Annotated in this window: 15 protein-coding genes and 5 pseudogenes; 14 read left to right on the forward strand and 6 right to left on the reverse strand. The window is 68.3% G+C overall.

Going from position 1 to position 18,284, the window contains the following annotated elements:
• Positions 1-147: 147 nt before the first annotated feature.
• Positions 148-804, forward strand: a complete 657-nt coding sequence (locus tag SAM23877_RS35980) for a class I SAM-dependent methyltransferase (protein ID WP_053125645.1) — start codon at positions 148-150, stop codon at positions 802-804.
• A gap of 410 nt (positions 805-1,214) precedes the next feature.
• On the opposite strand, the gene SAM23877_RS35985 is transcribed toward SAM23877_RS35980, so the two are convergent.
• Positions 1,215-1,529, reverse strand: a complete 315-nt coding sequence (locus SAM23877_RS35985) for a hypothetical protein (RefSeq protein WP_053125643.1) — start codon at positions 1,527-1,529, stop codon at positions 1,215-1,217.
• A 525-nt stretch (positions 1,530-2,054) separates the two neighbouring features.
• Between SAM23877_RS35985 and SAM23877_RS35990 the strand changes: the two are divergent.
• Positions 2,055-5,360 (forward strand): annotated as a pseudogene (locus SAM23877_RS35990) (RHS repeat-associated core domain-containing protein).
• 380 nt (positions 5,361-5,740) lie between these two features.
• Here SAM23877_RS35990 and SAM23877_RS35995 read toward each other — a convergent pair.
• Positions 5,741-6,278: pseudogene (locus SAM23877_RS35995) on the reverse strand (transposase); the annotation flags it as partial.
• Positions 6,279-6,635: 357 nt separating this feature from the next.
• On the opposite strand from SAM23877_RS35995, the pseudogene SAM23877_RS36000 reads away from it, so the two are divergent.
• The 7 genes and pseudogenes from SAM23877_RS36000 (at position 6,636) to SAM23877_RS36020 (ending at position 10,916) form a co-directional block, all read left to right on the forward strand.
• Positions 6,636-6,996, forward strand: a pseudogene (locus SAM23877_RS36000) (hypothetical protein).
• Positions 6,993-7,653, forward strand: a pseudogene (locus SAM23877_RS36005) (nucleotidyl transferase AbiEii/AbiGii toxin family protein). Before SAM23877_RS36000 ends, SAM23877_RS36005 begins: the two co-directional pseudogenes overlap by 4 nt.
• A 749-nt stretch (positions 7,654-8,402) precedes the next feature.
• Positions 8,403-8,771, forward strand: a pseudogene (locus SAM23877_RS41665) (RHS repeat-associated core domain-containing protein); the annotation flags it as partial.
• A 58-nt stretch (positions 8,772-8,829) separates the two neighbouring features.
• Entirely contained in the window at positions 8,830-9,009 is a 180-nt protein-coding gene (locus SAM23877_RS36010; RefSeq protein WP_053141961.1) for a hypothetical protein, read from the forward strand.
• Between the two features lie 19 nt (positions 9,010-9,028).
• Entirely contained in the window at positions 9,029-9,619 is a 591-nt protein-coding gene (locus SAM23877_RS36015) for an RHS repeat-associated core domain-containing protein (protein ID WP_244902871.1), read from the forward strand.
• Between the two features lie 12 nt (positions 9,620-9,631).
• Positions 9,632-9,769, forward strand: a complete 138-nt coding sequence (locus SAM23877_RS39910) for a hypothetical protein (protein WP_159041947.1) — start codon at positions 9,632-9,634, stop codon at positions 9,767-9,769.
• Between the two features lie 601 nt (positions 9,770-10,370).
• A complete protein-coding gene (locus SAM23877_RS36020; protein WP_079029934.1) occupies positions 10,371-10,916 on the forward strand; it encodes an AAA family ATPase in 546 nt (181 codons plus the stop codon).
• A gap of 118 nt (positions 10,917-11,034) precedes the next feature.
• Here SAM23877_RS36020 and SAM23877_RS36025 read toward each other — a convergent pair whose 3' ends face one another.
• Positions 11,035-11,592, reverse strand: a complete 558-nt coding sequence (locus SAM23877_RS36025) for a CGNR zinc finger domain-containing protein (protein ID WP_053125639.1) — start codon at positions 11,590-11,592, stop codon at positions 11,035-11,037.
• Between the two features lie 79 nt (positions 11,593-11,671).
• Here SAM23877_RS36025 and SAM23877_RS36030 point away from each other — a divergent pair, with 79 nt between their 5' ends.
• A complete protein-coding gene (locus tag SAM23877_RS36030) occupies positions 11,672-12,544 on the forward strand; it encodes an alpha/beta fold hydrolase (RefSeq protein WP_244902870.1) in 873 nt (290 codons plus the stop codon).
• Between the two features lie 2 nt (positions 12,545-12,546).
• Positions 12,547-12,720 carry a hypothetical protein gene (locus SAM23877_RS39915; RefSeq protein WP_159041946.1) on the forward strand — a complete coding sequence of 58 codons (174 nt, stop codon included), beginning with the start codon at positions 12,547-12,549 and terminating at the stop codon, positions 12,718-12,720.
• 115 nt (positions 12,721-12,835) lie between these two features.
• Here the strand turns inward: SAM23877_RS39915 and SAM23877_RS36035 are convergent, their stop codons facing one another.
• Complete coding sequence (locus SAM23877_RS36035; RefSeq protein ID WP_053125634.1) at positions 12,836-13,702, reverse strand: NAD(P)H-binding protein; 867 nt, start codon at positions 13,700-13,702, stop codon at positions 12,836-12,838.
• The gene (locus tag SAM23877_RS36040; protein WP_053125632.1) at positions 13,699-14,145 is read right to left on the reverse strand and encodes a nuclear transport factor 2 family protein; all 447 of its coding nucleotides are present in this window, start codon (positions 14,143-14,145) and stop codon (positions 13,699-13,701) included. The genes SAM23877_RS36035 and SAM23877_RS36040 overlap by 4 nt, the downstream gene beginning before the upstream one ends.
• Positions 14,146-14,280: 135 nt before the next feature.
• Here SAM23877_RS36040 and SAM23877_RS36045 point away from each other — a divergent pair, with 135 nt between their 5' ends.
• Entirely contained in the window at positions 14,281-15,126 is an 846-nt protein-coding gene (locus SAM23877_RS36045) for a helix-turn-helix transcriptional regulator (protein WP_053125630.1), read from the forward strand.
• A 365-nt stretch (positions 15,127-15,491) separates the two neighbouring features.
• On the opposite strand, the gene SAM23877_RS36050 is transcribed toward SAM23877_RS36045, so the two are convergent.
• Positions 15,492-16,202, reverse strand: a complete 711-nt coding sequence (locus tag SAM23877_RS36050; RefSeq protein ID WP_053125626.1) for an HAD family hydrolase — start codon at positions 16,200-16,202, stop codon at positions 15,492-15,494.
• 398 nt (positions 16,203-16,600) lie between these two features.
• Between SAM23877_RS36050 and SAM23877_RS36055 the strand changes: the two genes are divergently transcribed.
• Together SAM23877_RS36055 and SAM23877_RS36060 are read left to right on the forward strand one after the other, a co-directional pair.
• Entirely contained in the window at positions 16,601-17,212 is a 612-nt protein-coding gene (locus SAM23877_RS36055; RefSeq protein ID WP_053125622.1) for a ScbR family autoregulator-binding transcription factor, read from the forward strand.
• A 33-nt stretch (positions 17,213-17,245) separates the two neighbouring features.
• Positions 17,246-18,115, forward strand: a complete 870-nt coding sequence (locus tag SAM23877_RS36060) for an MBL fold metallo-hydrolase (protein WP_053125620.1) — start codon at positions 17,246-17,248, stop codon at positions 18,113-18,115.
• Positions 18,116-18,284: the final 169 nt, after the last annotated feature.

The following is an 18,284-nucleotide window of genomic DNA, read 5'->3' on the forward strand; positions in this document are numbered from 1 at the left end:
TCATCCTCTCGGAAGGCAGACCGACCCGGCCGAAACCGATGTTCAAGAGGACGGGAGGCACCCGGCGGACCGCAGCTCAAAGACTCAGGCAAACATCCTCGATGCTGGGGCCACCGGCGAGGAGACGATCCTGATGGACTCACCGACATGACGACGCTGCCGCACCGTTTCCTCCATGCCCTCGACCGGTTCAACGCCGCCCACCCCTGGGACCACAACGCCCACTACCACCGGTGGATCATGCGGCAGCTCCCCAGGAGCTTCGGCACCGCTCTGGACGTCGGCTCCGGCACCGGCGACCTGGCCCGGCTCATGGCCACGCGCGCCGCGGCCGTGGACGCGATCGACTCCGATCCGGCAACCGTCGCCCGCGCCCAGGCGATGACCCCTCCGGACGCTCCGGTGACCTTCACCACCGCGGACGCGCTCACCGGTATCCCTGCTGCCTCCTACGACGTCATCACCTGTGTCGCGGCCCTTCACCATCTGCCGTTCAACGACGCCCTCGCCCACTTCCGCCGGCATTTGGCCCCTGGGGGGACATTGGTGGTCGTCGGGCTCTGGCACGCGCAAACCCCCGGTGACCATCTGCTCAGCGCCGCCGCCCTTCCGCTGAACGCCGCCACGGGATGGATCAAGAACAAGGGCCGCACGGCATTGCCGCCGGCTTCGATGACGGCGCCAGTTCGGCCGGCGACCATGGGCTTCGCCGAGATCGACCGTGAAACCCGGCATGTACTGCCCGGTGCACGACTGCGCCGCCGGCTGTTCTGGCGCTACACGCTGGTGTGGCACCAGCACTGAGCCCAAGGCCAAACAGGCGGTGAATCGAACCTGCCCTCCGACAGGTCTCGCACCGCGCAGCTATCGCATGCCTTCCGAAGGGCTTCCCGCTCGTGTGAACAGAGCCAGCCGCCCCTCTGGTGGACAACACCAACCCTCCTTCCACACCCGGACGCTTCCTCACTGACCCGCACCGACCTCCTCCTGCTCGTACCGGGCACGGCCGCGCCCATGGGCGCACTGAGTGCTCGCGCGCCAGCTATGAGGCATGCTGCGCCGGTACCCGCCGGCCTCATGGCGCTCGGCCAGATCGACGGCGACCGCCCGGTCGCACTGCCCGCGCCCGCAGCCCGCAGCCCGCAAGCACCCGTGTATTCCGGAACCCAGGGCCATGCTGCCCCTGTCGGTCCGCTACGGCGCGCCGTGTTCGTTCACGCGGCCTGGTCCCAGTCGTCGTGTGTGTCGTGCTGGCCAGGCGTGCCCCGGGTGGTCTTTTCGCGGGCACGCAGGACGGCCCACGCCGGTATGGCAAGGCAGGTGAGATACCAGGGCAGGAGCCAGACGGTGCCCCACCACGGTGCCTGGGGCTCGAGGAGCAGGTCGGTGGCGGCGGTGGTCATGCCGGCGGCGAGGCTCCAGCACAGCAGGCGTCCGGTCCGCTGCACGGCGCGGGTGGTCCGGTGCGTGGCGGGGGAGGGGTGGCGGCTTGGGCTGGAGCAGGGCATGCGTCTGCCCAGTGCGTTCATCGGGGAAGAACGTCCTTCACAGCAGGGGTGGTTGCCGCGGGCTGGGGGACCACGCATGCAGGACGAGGAAAGTGTGCATTCCGTGAAGCCGTGCATGCAGGAGAGCCTCACGTCCGCCGCACGCTCTGAGACAACTTGCCTGGACAGCGCTTTCCGTCCATGACCGGCGACGACGGCCACTGAGCGCCGTCCGAGCCCGTAGGAGGCAGGCCTGAACCTGGCCGAAACAAAACACCCGCTGACCTCCCCTTTAATGAAGGAGGCCCAGGTCACAAGGTTTCGGTCAAGGTATCGCCGATGAGTGGTAACAGAACCATCAATTCCGCCCGGACTGCAGGGTGGTCAGGGTGGTTAGGTCCGGTTTGCCGCGCTGAAGCGGCGGGGCTGATTCCGGACCGCATGTCACGGGCGTTCGGGGGGACGCCGCGCCGATTTGTGCACTTCTTGTGACAACTTGTGTGCCGCTGGTGACCGTCTGAGTCACCTGTTCTGACTGCCCGTCTGACTTCCTGTGGGGGGAAGCTGATGCACCCGCGTGCTGGAGGCACGCCGTTTCGGCGTGCCCGGAGAACACACAGAACTGCTCTGATATCGGCGATCACCACGGCTGCCGTGGTGATCGCCGCCGCTCCCGGCTTGGCGGCGGCACCGAAGCCGGAACTCCCGGAGCCGGAGAGCCCGTGGACGAAGCCGACCAAGATCGACGCAGCCGCGACACCGGCCGGCACGATCAAGGCCCCGGACTCGGAGGTTGAGGTCAAGCCGTCGGCCGAGGTCGCGGCCTGGCGGGCGGCGCAGAAGGGCCGTGCCACGGGCGAGGCACCGGCCCAGAGCCCGGCGTCCCGCTCGGCGGCTGCCGCTGCCGCCGCGGCGTCCGACTATCTGCCCGAGGGACAGGGCGAGGTGCCCTGGCATCAGATCCTCGACACCCGCCTCAACGACGCCCTCGTGGCGCGCATGGACATCTCCAACGGCAACCTGATGCTGGCGGCGACGGACTTCGACATCGCCGGTGTCGGCCAGAAACTCCAGCTCACCCGTACCTACAACTCCCTCGAAGCGCCGTGGGGGAAGGTGTCGCAGCGCTGGTGGCAGGCCTACGAGCGCTACCTGCAGGTGGGCGACGGCGAGGTCGACGTCTTCGATGCCACCGGCAACCTGCTGCGCTTCACCGCCAAGACGGACGGCACCTACACCACCCCGGCCGGCTACTCGAAGGACCTGAAGAAGAACGCGGACGGCACCTACACCCTCACCGACCGCAAGTCCGGCACCAAGGACACCTACAACGAGTACGGCACCCTCACCAAGGTCACGGACAAGAACAAGGGCACGATCACCGTCGACCAGCACGACGAAGGCGCGGAGCACAAGGGCTTCAAGCTCACCGAGACCCGCTCCGGCCGCTGGATCGACCTGGTCAAGACCTACCCGAACCAGTGGCAGGCCAAGGACCACACCGGCCGCACCGCCGTCCTCGACCTCGACAGCGCGGGCAACCTCGCCAAGGTCACCGACACCGCCGGCAAAGCCACCACCTACGACTACGACTCCTCCCGCCGCGTGACGAAGGTGACCACGCCCGAGGGCACCGCCACCCTGTTCACCTACGACAGTCACAACCGCGTCACCTCCATGCAACGCGCCACCGAGTCCTCGTCGACCGGTCACACGGGCCCGACCTGGCGCTACGACTACAGCGCGGCCACCCCGGCGGACGCGGGCACGACGACGGTCACTGACCCCGACGGCGACGCCACCAAGTACGTCCACAACGCCGATGGTGAGGTCACCAAGGTCACCGACCCACTCGGTCACTCCCGCCACGCGACGTACAAGAACCACCTCACCCAGACCGCAACTGACGCGATGGGCACCGGCGCCGATGGCACCGGCGGCAACACGACGACGTACGGCTGGGACGGCCGCAACAACGCCATCTCCCAGAAACTGCCGATGGGCGCGACGGCATCCGTGACGGCGTACCAGACGATCGCGGGCACCGAACTGCCCAACGACTTCACCACCGCGGACGGCCGCAAGGACTCGTTCAAGTACGACGCCAACGGCAACACGATGTCGGTGACGACGTCGGGCACCGCCGGCGGCACCCGCGAGTACACCTACAACGAAGCCACCCCCAAGTGCGGCGGCTTCGAGGGCCAGCGCTGCACCGCCGAGGACGGCAACGGCAAGGTCACCTCCTTCACCTACGACGACCAGGGCAACCTGTGGAAGGTGAAGCCGCCGGCGCCGCTGGGGGAGACGACCAACACCTACGACGCGCTGGGCCGGGTGGAGACCGTCACCGACGGCCGTGGCATCAAGACTGTCTACGTCTACGACAACCGTGACCGCGTCCGTGAGGTCTCCTCCACCCACTCCACCGTCACGTTCACCTACGACGGCGACGGCAACGTCACCACCCGCACCGACGCCTCCGGCACCACCACCTGGGAGTACGACAAGCTCAACCGCGAGAAGCGCCGAACCCTGCAAAACGGCGCCCAGACGGTCCTCGCCTATACCCCTGGTGGTGACGTCGACTACTACCTCGATCCGACCGGGACGACGGACTACACCTGGGACAAGGCCGGCCGCCTCGACCACCTGACGGCGCCGGACGGAAAGAAGACCGACTTCGACTACAACAACAACGACAAGCGCACCAAGACCGTCTACCCCGGCGGCACCACCCAGACGGTCACCATCGACAAGAACGGCCGCCCGGAAAAGATCAAGACCACCTCCGGCACCCAGACCTTCATCGACCTGACCTACAGCTACACAAGCGCGGGCAAGGACACCACCAAGATCCGCACCCGCACCGACAACCTCACCCAGTACAAGACCACCTACACCTACGACTCCCAGGACCGCCTCACCTACGCCCTGGAAGCCGACGCAGCGGGCGCCCGGAAGGCGTCGTGGCTCTACTGCTTCGACAAGGCCGGCAACCTCACCAGCCGCGATGGCAGCAAGAACACCTGCCCCGGCGGCACCACATACACGTACAACGACGCCAGCGAGCTGACCGGCAAGAACGGGACCACCACCGGCTGGTCCTACGACAAGCTCGGCAACGAAACCGCCGCAGCCGACACCACCCCGCGTACCGGCGAGTCGTGGACCGACTACAGCCAGCTGGCCGGCATCACCTCGGGCGGCACAACCTACGACCTGGTCCACGCCGGCACCACCAACGCGGAGCGCACCAAGCTAGGCGACACGTGGTTCCACCACACGGCCCTCGGCCTCGCCTCCACGACCACCAGCGGTGTGGACACCGGATTCATCCGCGAACCGGCGGGCACGTTGAACTCCATGACGACTGGGGGGAAGTCCTACTACTACCTCACCGACGCCACCGGCAACGTCCTCGGCCTCGCCGACAGCACCGGCAAGCGGACGCACACCTACGCCTTCGGCCCCACCGGTCTCCCGCGCACCACACCCACGGAGTCCGTTCCCCAGCCGTACCGCTATGCGGGTGCGTAAGCGGACCCGACCGGCCTGTACAAGATGGGCCACCGCTACTACGACCCCACCCTCGGCCGCTTCACCCAACCCGACCCCTCCGGCCAGGAGAAGAACGCCTACCTGTACGCCGAAGGCGACCCCGTCAACGGCATCGACCCTAGCGGCCTTTACAGCATCGACGACCTGGTGACGGATATCAGCATCATCGGTGGGTCTGCCGGTGCCGGAGCCGGTATCGGAGGCGGTGCGTGCTTCTTCGGTCCCCAAGCCTGCGGGGTCGGCGTCGGCATCGGCGGTTTCGTCGGCGGCGCCTTCGGGGTTGGAGTGGTAGTCGGGCGACACATCGCTTAGGAGATGCTCAGGGTGGAGGCGACGGATGATCGTCTCCACCCCGAACAACATAGTAAGAGTGAGGGGAAGTGTGCATGCGAAGCTCAGGAGATTTGCGTGAGAGCCGAACCTGGAAAGTCTGCGTCTGGACGGTACTCGTTCTGTGCATCCTCTCTTCAGGAGCGTCCATCATGGGCGAGCATTGGGGCTTCCTGTTCCTTAGTGTCCTAGGCGTGTCCGCAACAGTATTGGTGCTGGTTCAGTTTCGACGCAGACAGTAGGCCGGGGCGGGCACCGCCCCGTAACTCAACCAACTCAGGAGAAGGGTTCGAATAAGGGCCGGTTGATCGCGCTGCTTGCTGCGATCACCTTCTTTTGGTGTGGCCGGTCTTACAGAACCTAGTCTTCTTCCAGGTCGCGGCCGCGTCCTGTTTGTCGGAGTGCGCGATCACCAGGACGCCGACGAGGTCGACCATGACCTGTCCGTTGGCGTCCGGAGCATCCAGACCCGTTGCCGGACTTCGGACCGTGCGGACCGGATGGCCTGCAGGACCTTCTCGTCGGAGGCGGCGAGGGTGTCGATGAGGCGGGAGACGGTTGGGTCGGAGACGACCGGGCCGAAGACGGCCGGCTCGCACCGCAGCGTCGCGACGTCCGCGAGGCAGTCCCCGCCCAGTGTGACCGCCAGGGCGACGTCCAGCAGGACCTTGCCCGGGTCGTGGAGGGCCTGCGGTTGCGCCACGGCACCAGCACCTGTGATATCGCTTGATCCAGACCGGTCTTGCGGACTGGTTCGACCAGTAGGACCGATCCGGCCTGGGAGCCCACGGCTCGGCCGTCATCATGGACATGGACATGGGGGTAGGACCCGGGGGTAGGCTGCTTCACCCGGAAAGTGCCTCCGACAGGAGCGGGAACAAGGACCTCAGCAATCCTCATTCTCGATGGTCAGAGGCGCTTTCTGCTTACCTGATCGCCTGTCGGACAGCCCGCTTCGTGAAAGCGCAAGGTTAGGCACCCTCGTCACTCCGACACCGAGGCGGAAGTCGCAGCTGACTCCACTGCGGCGGCCGTCCGCGTGACCTGCTGCTCCATGATCACCCGCGCCCGTAAGCAGGGACGGACTCGGGTCTGCAGGGCAGCCGGTTGCCGTCCACCTGGGGCCGGTGCGGGTAGTCGATGCCGCGGCCACTGGATCAGATCTCCCAGGAAGGGTGGTCGGCACCCGACCCGTACGTACGACGGGGGAGCCCCCATATCGGCCATGCCATCGCCCCCAGCAGCCATACTGGATGCATGGACACGACGATCACCGCCCCCCGCGCCGAGGTGCTGCGGGATCGCTACCGTGGCCGATTGCCCAAGCACTTGCAGGAGCTGGCCGGTCCTGTCGAGGGCAACTTGGATCTGCCGCTCCACATCGTCTGGTCCGGGCGGACGAGCTACAGCCTGGACCGTCCGAAGTCCCGAATGACGCTTTACCGGACCGTCCTCGCCGAAGGACTGCGTGAGGACCTGGCGGCCCTCCTGCACCACCGGCTGCTCACCGAGCAGGCCCGTGCTGCGGCGCCTGATCAGCCCCTACATCCGAGAGGTCTGGGAGGACGCCTTCCCTGAGCTGCTCGGCACCGCTCCGGCCGACACGACCGCCGCGTGAAGCTCACTCCGCTCCACGAGCGTCTCCTCGCCGACATCCTCGACCTCGGCTCCCCCTACCCTCTGGTCCTCACCGGCGGATACGCCGTGCAGGCCCACGGCCTGGTCGAACGCTTCAGCCGTGATCTCGACGTCGCCACCGAGAACCCCGCTCCGATGCAGGAGATCGTCGCCTCACTCACAGCAGGCCTCAGTGCACGCGGATGGCGGACCACGCACGTCCAGACCGATCCGCTCAGCGGCCGGTTCCTCGTCACCGATCCGGACACCGGCGAGGAGTGCGAGGTCGACGTCCTCAAGGAGGCGTTCTGGGCTCCGCCCGCCCAGACCCCCTACGGCCCCGTTCTTTCCCTCGATGACGTGATCGGCACCAAGGTCCGTGCCCTCGCCGACCGCGGCACCGTCCGCGACCTCATCGACGTCCAGGCTGCCTCCCGCCACCGCTCCACCGCCGACCTCGAGTCCCTGGGCCGCCGTCGTGCCCACGACGAGTTCAGCCTCGAAGACCTCCGGGACCGGCTGATCGGCGCGGACTGGTACGAGGATGAGGACTACTCGGCGTACGGGGCTCACCTCCCGACAGATCGAAGAACTCAAGGCGTGGGCGCTGGAGTGGGCGGAGGACCTGGGCGCGCGGATCCATGACGAGAACGCCTGAGAGGCAGTCATCGTGTCCATCGGGTGGCCGTGGGCGGGAAGCCTCGGCCAGCAGCAGGACCAGGCCCTCCTGCCTGTGATGGGCCACGGTTGGACAGACTGTGGGCAGGTCGCCATGCCGGCAACGCCCAGCGCACCACAGTCCTGCGATGGAGCCGCGGCCGGGCAAATTGCGGACACCGCTCGCTTGTTGAGCGTGCGTGTTCGCGCTGAACGGCCGTGGCCGCCTTTCACGTTCCCGAGTACCACTCCGCTCACGGCGCAGTACTGCGGGGCTTCATGCTGTGCGGTGCACGACGACGAAGCACTTCAGGGCTTCCTGCGAGCACGGAAGGCCGAGTTCACGCAACCGGTCGGCGGACGAGCGGATGACCCAGGCGTGCTGATGGCCGGCTAGGGCCACGCAGGCGACACCGGCCGCGGCGGAAGGCCGCGAAGGCGGCTGACGTCGGCTACGCGGTCGGCGGTTACCTGGGAGGCGTCGGAATCACTGGCTCATGGCTCTAGGAGGGAAATGATTACTGCGACGTCCGGAATCGGATTCGGCAATCCAGTAGCTACTTGGGCCCTGGGAGGTTTCGTTCTCGTGGCTGCCATCATCCTGGCCTACTGGAGTTACAAGAGGGAAAAGAAGTAGCGGCCCAAGGTGCCTGCCTGGGTTCATTTTTGAACATTGGGCGGGCATCTTTGCTGCCTACGTCAGGAGGAGTGGTACCGACTTCGGCTGTAGGTGAATGGGTCGGCGCAAGAGCGGGCGCGTACGCCGACCCAACGGGTCTGTACGAGATGGAGCACCGCTACTACGACCCCACCCTCGGCCGCTTCACCCAACCCGACCCGTCGGGGCAGGAAACCAACCCCTACCTCTACGTGAGCGGAGACCCTATCAACCCTGCTGATCCATCTGGTCTGTGCTTTTGCGTCAACGCCCTTGGGAAGGCTGCCGGCGGCGTGGTGTGCGCATCGAAGGAAGTAAGGAAGAAGGTCAACAAGGGGGCGACAGTCGATACGGTGGGCACTGCTGTCTGCGCGGCAGCCGCTGGGCCGACGCCCGTCGGTGCCGGTTGCGGTGCTGTAGGGGCTGCAGCCGGTGTCGTGTCCTTCGTGACCATGGAATAGCAAGTTCCTGCGGGTGTGACTCGAAGTCACGCCCGCAGCCGGTCTCTCAGGAGATGCAGTGTCAGACACGAACAACAGGTCGCTACCCCTCGTGATGCTGGCGGTGGCCTGCATCATCGTGGGTGTTTTACTGGTGATTGCGGCTGGTGGAAGCGTGTGGATGTACATCGCCGCAGCAGCGCTGGGGCTGGCAGGAGTCTCTCTGCTGACGAATAGGTTCGGTCTGGGGAGGAGGTAGGTGGGCGGGCCACCGCTTCTTGGCCTCCAGCAGTCCTCGGCCTCGCCGACGCCACCGGCGAGCGCACCCACACCTAACGCACGGCACCGGCAAGCGCACGTCCTACCGATTCGCCGGCGCATACGCCGACCCGGCGCGCCTGTACGACCTGGCGGGTCTGTACAAGATGGGGCACCGCTACTACGACCCCACCCTCGGCCGCTTCACCCAGCCCGACCCCTCCGGCCAGGAAGAGAACGCCTATCTCTACGCGGGCGGCGATCCCATCAACCGCGTCGACCCCAGGGGCCTGGACTTCCTGGGCTGGGACGGCGGCCAGTGGGCCAGAGCCGCAGGCGTCGGCGCCTCAGTCGCAGGGGCGTTCGCGAGCGGTCCGCTCGGCATCGGCTTGGCGGCCGCCTCAGTGGGCCTCGGCGTCACCGGCTCGATTATGCAGGGAAACTCTGTCGGACAGACCGTCGCCACCGGAATTCTAGGCGCGGCGACCGGTGGAGTAGGAGTTCTTGCAGCGTCTGCAGGCATCGGAGGTAAGACCGGAATCGGCCTCGCCGCAGGGTATACCGCGCTCGATGTCGGGGGCGGTATCGGAATCTCGGGCAGTTTCCCGTAAAGAGGAGTTCAAATGGACACCCTGGCCTTCACGCCGATCAACGGTTCCATGATGGCGACCATCATCCTGGGAGTTATCGCCGTGGTCGGAGTTGCCGTGGGGACTATGTTCCGCCAGCGGCGGGACGCGAAGAAGAAGGGTGAGAGGTAGAGCGACGACATGCTGAGCGGAGGGTCGGCAACTGAGCGCCGGCCCTTCGTCCACGCACCTCAGGCATCCTCTTGGTTCCCCGGTGGCGCCACGGGGGCGGTCCTGCTCGTCATTGCCATACTTGCGGTGCTGGCTGGCATCTGCATGGGGCTTTCAAAGCGGCATCGCTGACTCACCGACGCGCTACCAGCCGGTCCTCACCTCGAAAACAGCACCGGCAAGCGCGCCCGATTCGCGGGTGAAGCGATAGCACTCGGGGCGGCCGCTATGTGACTTGTCATCGTATTTTGCTGGCGCACTGTGAGGGCGGGTGTTCGGGCCAGGTAGTGCACGCAGCCACGCTCCCGGAACCAGCGCAACACCAGCACGGCCTGCCGGAACGGTCCGAGCGCCCGCGAGCCGTCGGAGTGCCGATCCGGTCTCGACGCGCGGCCGGCAGACGGCGAGGTGGTCCACGACCTGGCGTGGGACATCCAGCGTGGCAACATAGGCAACCAATGTGAAGCCTTGGGCGGTTACGGACATGATCTCGTGGTGAGGCCTGTCCCGCCAGGGATTTCACGGTAGTTCTGACGCAGGTGCACCACGACAGGGGCCAACAGTGCAGGAGCTCAGTTCCGCAGTCGTGCTCGTCACCGGAGCCATGGCGTCAGGGAAGTCCACTGTCGCCCAGCTGCTGGCCGAGCGGCTCCCACGCTCCGTGCACCTGCGCGGCGACAGCTTCCGGCGGATGATCGTGTCCGGTCGCGAGGAGTTCACGCCCCAGCCGACCGCCGAGGCAACGGCTCAGCTGCGACTGCGCTACCAGGCCTCCGCTGCGGTCGCAGACCTGTACGCGCAGGCGGGATGGACCGTCGTCGTCCAAGACATCGTTCTCGGCGAGCATTTGGATGCCTACCTTGATGCCGTGACCGCGAGGCCCCTGTATCTGGTCGTCCTTGCCCCCCGCCCCGAAGCACTCGCAGCGCGTGAGGCCGGCCGCCACAAGAACGGCTACGGCGGCCCCTGGACGGTCGACCTCCTGGACGACGCCCTACGCCGTGACACCCCGCTCCGCGGGCTCTGGCTGGACACGTCGGACCAGACACCCCACCAGACCGTAGATCAGATCCTCGCTGACCTTGCCACGGCTCGCATCGTCGGCTGAGAGAGCCCGTCAGAAGGCCGCTGAGAGCACCTCATTGGCCGCCGTCCGTGGCGGTACCGGATGACGGACCTGTCCTGCTGCATCTCTGATGCACACCCAAGGCGGGAAGGGGCGGGGGCTATCCGTTCTTGTGCCGCTGGTAGTGACGGGCGACGCGCACGCGGTTGCCGCAGCGGGCGGCCGAGCACCAGCGGCGGCGGGGGTGGGCGGGCAGGAAGAGCAGCACGCAGTCGTGTGCCTCGCACTCCCGGATCTTGGTGACCGCCGGATCGGCCAGAAGTTCGGCGGCAGCCTCCGCGAGCCAGGCGGCCAGGCGCTGGCCTGGTGATCCGTCGCGTCTGCGCGTGGCGGTCACCGCAGATCCGTCCCACGCCAGCTCGCTGATCGAGGGTGCGGCGCGTTGCGCCTCATTGAGGGCTGCCAGGTCGTCAGTCATGGGCTTCTCGCCCCGGCGTAGGTGGGCGAGGGCGCGGGCGGTGTGTTCGCGTACGGCCTGGACGGCGGCCAGATCCGCGGCCGTGACCTGTTCGGGTGCTGCGTCCGGGAGGCGCTCGGTCTGGAGGGCCCACCATGTGCGCAGGTCGTCGGGGGCGGCAAGCAAGTCGCCGGTGGCCGGGCGGGTGTTGACCAGGTCCAGGGCCAGCGGTTCTCCGATCGGAGGTACAAGCGCGCTCATGCAACTAATCCTACATCCCCTCATTAACCCGTTAGTCTGGTCATGTCTAACGCATCCATCGCCAGTGAAGGGATTAGACGTGTCTGTTTCAGTCGCCAGTACCGTCCATCGCCATGTGGAGGTCGACGGGGTCCGGGTCTTCTACCGCGAGTCCCTGCCCGACCGGGCCGACGCTCCCGTGCTGTTGCTTCTGCACGGTTTCCCGTCCGGGTCGCATCAGTTCCGCCGTCTCATCGACGTGCTGGGCTCCCGCTACCGGCTGATCGCGCCGGACTACCCGGGCTTCGGCCACACCCAGGTCCCGGACGGCTTCACCTACTCGTTCGACCGGCTCGCCGACGTCACCGAGGGGTTCGTCCGGCAGCTCGGCCTCGACCGCTTCGTGATGTACGTGTTCGACTTCGGCGCACCGGTGGGCTTCCGTCTCGCCGAACGCTCCCCCGAGTGGATCGCGGGTCTCGTCGTGCAGAACGGCAACGCCTATGAGGACGGGCTGTCGGACGCGGCCCGCGGCGTGCTCCTCGCGGATCCCCAGGAGCCCGGCACCGAGGCTGCGCTCGGCGACCTGTTCACCCTGCCCGGTACCCGCTACCAGTACGAGGCCGGCGTCACCGACCCCGAGCTCCTCACCCCGGACAGTTGGACCCTCGATCAGCACTTCCTGGACCAGCCGGGCCGTAAGGAAGCCCAACGGGCGCTCTTCTTCGACTACCGCACGAACATCGACAGCTACGGACGCTGGCAGGCGTGGCTGCGCCGGAACATGCCGCCCGCCCTGATCACCTGGGGAGCCCACGACCCCTTCTTCCTCGCACCCGGAGCCCACGCCTACCTCCGGGATCTGCCCGACGCTGAAGTCCACCTTCTCGACACCGGGCACTTCGCCCTGGAAACCCACCTGCCGCAGATCGCTCCGCTGATCGCCGATTTCCTCGACCGCACCTGGAAGTGACCGTGCCCGCCCACCCTGATGTGATCGTCGTACGGCGCCGCCCCTGGGGCGTTGCGGGCAGCCTGTTCGCGGCCGTGTCTGCCTGCGGCGCGGTCGACGCGGTCCTCGCCCGGTACATCAAGGACGGCACCGTCGCCGACGCCGACCACGGAGACAGCCCGCGAACCTCGGTGTGACTGAGCACTTCAGCGGGTGCATTGTCAGTTGATCTGACGGGTTGAGCACCATGGGCGGCCGACCTCACGAGCTGGTCCGAGGAGGAGTTCACGCCGGGGCCGGCACAGGTGCCGGTCAGTCTTCGAGTGTCCCGACGTCCGCCCACTGGGGTGCGTGGTCCTGGACGAACTCGGCGAAGGTACGGGGCGGGCGGCCGGTCAAGTCCAGCACCGCGGTGCTGACGCGGGCGTCCCGGCCGGTTCGGATGCCGACGTCGACGGCGGCCAGGGCGGCCGCGAAGGCGTCCGGCATGCCGGACGCACGGTAGGCGTCCGCCTGCTCGGCGACCCCGACGGGCACGACCCGGACCGGCCGGCCGGTGTGGAGGGTGATGATCTGTGCCGCGTCCTGGTAATTCAGCGCCTTCGGCCCGGTGAGCAGGTAGTCACGCCGGTCGTCGGGGTGGCCATACGGCCCGGTCAGTAGCACGGCGGCCACCGCCGCGATGTCTCGAGCGTCGATCCAGCCCACCCGGCCGGTTCCGGCAGCTGTGCGGATCTCACCGCGTCGCCGGATCCCCTCACCCAGCGGGTGAGGGGCCAAGAAGTTCTGCATGAACCCGGAGGGGCGCAGCACCACCCATCCCGGCCGGGCCCGCACGCGCGCGGCCAGTTCCAGCGCGCTGGCGGCACCGGGCAGCACGATGGCGGCACCGAGCAGCACCACCCGGCGCACGCCGAGGCGGTCGGCCTCGGCCAAGAACGGTTCGACCAGCGGCATCGGATCTGTGGTGTCTACCGGAGGCACCAGGTAGACCCGGTCCATCCCGTGCAATGCGGCCGGATGGGTGGCCGGATCTCTCCAGTCGAACCGAACAGCGTCCGGGGCATCGGCCGCTGGGATGCGGCTTGCCACCCGGACCGGCACACCACTCCTGCGGAGCAGTTCGGCCAGGGTGCTTCCGGTCTTCCCGGTGCCGCCGGTGATCAGCACGCCGGTCATCGCGTGGCCTGCGAGCGCAGCGAGCCGAGCAGTTCGGGCAGCGTGCCGGCCGCTGAGGCGGCCGCCAGCGGGTTCCAGTAGTCCCGATAACGGGTGATCAGGCCCTGGTGGGTGGCGAGCACCGTGATGTAGTCCAACTGGTACGGCGCATCGGTGGCCACCGTGCGGCCGCGCGCGGTGAACTCCACCACGATGGTGTCCGGCTGGTCCGTGTGACGCACGGTGAGGGCCGGGATCGCCTGCACGTCCATCAGGTCCGGGTAGCCGGCCAGATATCCCCGGACGGCCTCACGTCCGGTCAGCCGTCTCGGTGAGGCACCCTGGGCGAAGGGGAACTCGGCGGTGCCGTACTCCGCCCACAGATCGGCGACGGCATCCATGTCTTTGGCCAGCAGCAGCTCCAGCAGCCGGCGGAAGGTCTCTTCGGAAGTGCGTGGTGACACGGTGATTCTCCAGCGTTCTGCAGGACGTGTGACCGCATCAGAGTGCGTGCACGAGGCAGTGCCGTGGAACGCACCAGTGAGCCCCGGACCACTGGTCCGTGGCTAAGCCGAGTGCCGCTGTGCCAACCTGGCCGGGTGAGCAGAGCAGATCTGGCCGACTTCCTGCGCCGCCGACGGGAAGCGCTGCGCCCGGCCCAGATGCCGGCCACAGCTGTCCACCCACCCGGCCTGCGTGCCCGGCGTACCCCCGGGCTGCGGCGGGAAGAGGTGGCCGCCCTGGCCGGGGTGTCCACGAGCTACTACGAGCGACTGGAGCAGGCCCGCGCGCCGCGTCCGTCGCCGCAGGTGCTGTCCGCACTGGGCACGGCACTGCGCCTCACCGACACAGAGCGTGAGCACCTGGCACGGCTGGCCGGGCAGATCCCGCCCAGTACGGAAGCCGATCGCGCGCCGGTGCCTGCCGATGCGCACCGACTGCTGCATCGGCTCGGGCCGATTCCCGCCTATGTGGTGAACGACCTGGAGGACATCGTGGCCTGGAACGCTGCGGCGGCCGCGTTGATCATCGACTTCGCGCAGTTGTCCGTCCACGAGCGCAACACCGTGCGCCTCGCCATCCGGTTGAGCGGCACCCTCTGCTCGGCCCCTGCCGGCGCGGAAGGCGACTTCGCCCGGCAGTCCGCCGCCCACCTGCGCGCGGCCGGCGCCCGCCACCCGGCGGACCGTGCGCTGGGCGAGCTGGTCAACGAGTACGCCGCACACAACCCGGACTTCGTCGCCGGCTGGCGCAGCCACGACGTGCACCCCCGGCCGACCCTGCGCAAACGCCTGCAGCATCCCGAAGTCGGCGAGCTGGAACTGGACCGTCAGACCCTGCTCATGCCCGGCACCAGCCTGCGGCTGGTGCTCTACACCGCAGATCCCGGCAGCCCGAGCGCCACCGCACTGGCCAAGCTAGGTCCTTTCGACGCGGCACCGTGACCGCTGGCCCGGGCCAGGTGGGGCGGCAAGGCCCCTGTCCACGAACGCTCGGGAGCCCCAGCCCAGCGGCTGGCAGAGCTGGCAGACCTCTCCGCGGCGGCAGCGTCCCGGACGACTTCCTCGCCGCGATGGACGACTACAAGGACCGCCACCCGGAGCCGGTCGTCCCAGTGATCAAGGCCACGGTCAAGGCGACCTGGGCAAGCTCCGGCGAGCGGACCCGGGGCGAGGGCCGGAAACCCGGGCAGCCGTGGCGCGCCTGGCCCGGCCCACCGCATCAGGTTCTTCCCGCCGCACCAGCGTGCTGCCGTCCGCGGTCACCGGGGGAGTGCGAGCGCTTGGCGTTGGCGGATCTCGGCGGGCTGTCAGGGCTCTCGCGTCCCCCGCGGGCCGTCCAGCGCGTGGGCCCAGGCCAGCAGTTCGGGAGCGTCCAGCGCCGGTAACCACCCGTCGGCCCGGGCGGCGCCGTCGCCCTGTGGCCGGGGGCCGACGCCCAGGACCCGCAGGCCGGCCCGGCGGGCCGCTTCCACACCGGTCAGGGAGTCCTCCACGGCCAGTGCCCGGTGCGGGTGGACGCCGCAGAGCCGGGCCGCCACGGCGTACACGTCGGGGTGCGGCTTGGGGCGCACGCGGTCCCCGGTGTCGGGGACGACGAGGTGCTGGAAGTGCGCGAGCAGCCCGGCCCGTTCCAGGCTGCCTTCGACCACGACTCTCGGGCAGTTGCTGGCCACCGCCAGCGGCAGGCGGTCGGAGAGCAGCCGTACGAGCCGCACCGCACCCGGCATCGTCACCGGTTCGTCGGTGACCAGTGCCAGGAAGTGGTCGAGAAGCGCGGCCGTCAGGTCCTCGGTCAGTTCGGGTTTGTGCACGGACTGCGCCATGAGCCGGCCGCAGTCCTCGTAGTGCAGGCCAAGGGCCTGCTCCGCGAACCCGGGCGGCGGCTGGAGCCCGTGCTCCCGAAAGGCCCGGCTGCGAGCCTCCTGCCAATGGCGTTCGCTGTCCATCAGGGTGCCGTCGCAGTCGAAGACGACGGCTTCGGGCGACCAGTCGAGCAGACCGCGGTCCGAGGTGGTCACTGGAGCCTCCCATGCCTTCACGTGTACGCATGCGGCCTTTCCGTAGCCATAAGGGGAAACGGAAAGATAGCTTCCGCTACGTTATTTTCGTCCAGGCAAATCGGGCAATAACCCTTTTTGGTGACTCGACGGGTGTCGGAAACAGGCGTATGGCCGGGTGGCGGCGACAACCGTGACACAGCCGCCGAGACCGTCAATACCGCTATCTCGCCCATCAGTTGACACACGCCCTAGGCCGCGCCCACCCCGGAGCCCCTTGCGCCCATTACCACTCGCAAGTGTTCGCCTTCGAAAGAACTGCGTAATTGCCCCACCAAAGTGCCTCTTTGGGCTCCGGGCGTACGCTGGCGCACTAAATTCGTGGCCAACATGAGAACAGAGCGAGGGCGGATGGAACGTTGCAAGAACGGGCGAAGGCAACCCGCAGATCACTGCTGGAAGCGGCCGCCCAACTATTCGCTGAACAGGGATACGCGGCCACCAGCGTCAACGACATAAGTGCAAGATCGGGCCGGACCAGCGGCGCGGTCTACTTCCACTACACCGGCAAGGAGGGCATCGCCCTCGCCGTCGTCGAAGACCGGTTCGCCACCTGGTCCCAGCTCGCTGCACCCTACGAAGACGAGACAGTCCCCCCGCTCGAACGGCTCGTTGCCCTCAGCTATGCAATCGCCCACGACCTCGCCCAGGACCCCGTGACACGCGCCGGCGCCCGCCTGTGGGCCGAACGCACCGTCATGACGGCTCCCGTACCCGACCCCTTCGCGCTGTGGACCGCCGCCGCCACGCGACTGCTCGCACAGGCCCGCCTAGCAGGACATCTCAACGAGCGCGTCCGCCCCGCCCGCACAGCCCGGACCCTGGTGCGCGCGTTCTTCGGCCTGTGCACCCTCACCGACGCCCTCGAGGGTACGAACGCCCTCGACGACCGCCTGACCGACTGGTGGCACCTGACCCTGCCCTCCCTCCGGCCGCAACCGCCCCGCGGGAACCTCCCGGCAGCCCTGTGACGCACCCGTGCAAGGCATGGCAGGATCGCGGCCATGTCCCTCAGCGTTCCCCGCCTCTGGATCGGCTCGACCGAGATCATCGCCCTCGCCGACGGCGAGGGCCCGTTCTTCTCCCCGCGCGCCGAGGCCTTCCCCGAGGCCACGGCCGCTCAGTGGGCCGAGGCCGACCGCTACGACCCGGGCGCGGTCGACACCGAGGGCCGCTGGCAACTCCAGTTCCGCGCGTACGCGATCCGCGGCGACAGGGGTCTCACCGTCGTGGACGCCGGGATCGGTCCGGCGGACAGCCCGGCCGGCTCGTGGGCGCCCGTGCCCGGTGCGCTCCCCGAGTCGCTCGCCGCCGCGGGCATCGACCCGGCCGAAGTCGACACCGTGGTGCTCACACATCTGCACACCGACCACGTCGGGTGGGCGGTCGTGACCGAGGCGGCCGTCCCATCAGCGGGCGGCGCGGTGGGCGGCGCCCCTGCGCCTGGCAGTGCGACCAGCGGCCGTCGGCCCTATTTCCCGAACGCCGAATACCTGCTCCAGCGGGCCGAGTTCGACGCCCTCGACGCGCTCAACCCGCAGCTTCGCGAGACCCTAACCGACCCGCTCGCGGCGGCCGGTCGGCTCCGGCTCCTCGACGGGGACACGCCGCTGCGCGCCGGGCGCGCGGTTGCCACGCCCGGGCACACGCCCGGGCACCAGAGTGTGCTGGTCGCCGACGGGCGCGAGCTGGCGCTCGTCACCGGCGACCTCCTGGTGCACGCGCTCCAGCTGCTCCACCCCGAGCTCGCCTACTCGCACGAGACCGACCCTGAGGCGGCCAGGCACTCAAGGGAGCGCATGCTCGGCCGCGAAACCGCCACCACGCTGCACCTGGCGACGCCGCATTTGACGGAGCCGTTCATCTCGGCGTGATCGCGGTCGTCCGAGCCGTTCGGCGCGGGTCAGCCCGCGAGGGCATGCAGACGCTCCAATTTCTCGGCGGTCTCGTCGTCGACGGGACTGAAAACCGTGAGGCGGCAGCTGCCTCCGGACTGGAGCCACATCCGGTCCGCCTGCAGGCGCAGCACGCCCGCTCCGGGCT

It is taken from the genome of Streptomyces ambofaciens ATCC 23877 (assembly GCF_001267885.1).
Lineage (GTDB): Bacteria > Actinomycetota > Actinomycetes > Streptomycetales > Streptomycetaceae > Streptomyces > Streptomyces ambofaciens.

Excerpts from the sequence above, each read along its gene's own strand:
- SAM23877_RS35980 (WP_053125645.1), top strand. The coding sequence starts at position 148 with ATGACGACGCTGCCGCACCGTTTCCTCCATGCCCTCGACCGGTTCAAC.
- SAM23877_RS35985 (WP_053125643.1), bottom strand. The coding sequence starts at position 1,529 with ATGAACGCACTGGGCAGACGCATGCCCTGCTCCAGCCCAAGCCGCCAC.
- SAM23877_RS39910 (WP_159041947.1), top strand. The coding sequence starts at position 9,632 with ATGGACACCCTGGCCTTCACGCCGATCAACGGTTCCATGATGGCGACC.
- SAM23877_RS36025 (WP_053125639.1), bottom strand. The coding sequence starts at position 11,592 with ATGAGCGCGCTTGTACCTCCGATCGGAGAACCGCTGGCCCTGGACCTG.
- SAM23877_RS36035 (WP_053125634.1), bottom strand. The coding sequence starts at position 13,702 with ATGACCGGCGTGCTGATCACCGGCGGCACCGGGAAGACCGGAAGCACC.
- SAM23877_RS36060 (WP_053125620.1), top strand. The coding sequence starts at position 17,246 with ATGTCCCTCAGCGTTCCCCGCCTCTGGATCGGCTCGACCGAGATCATC.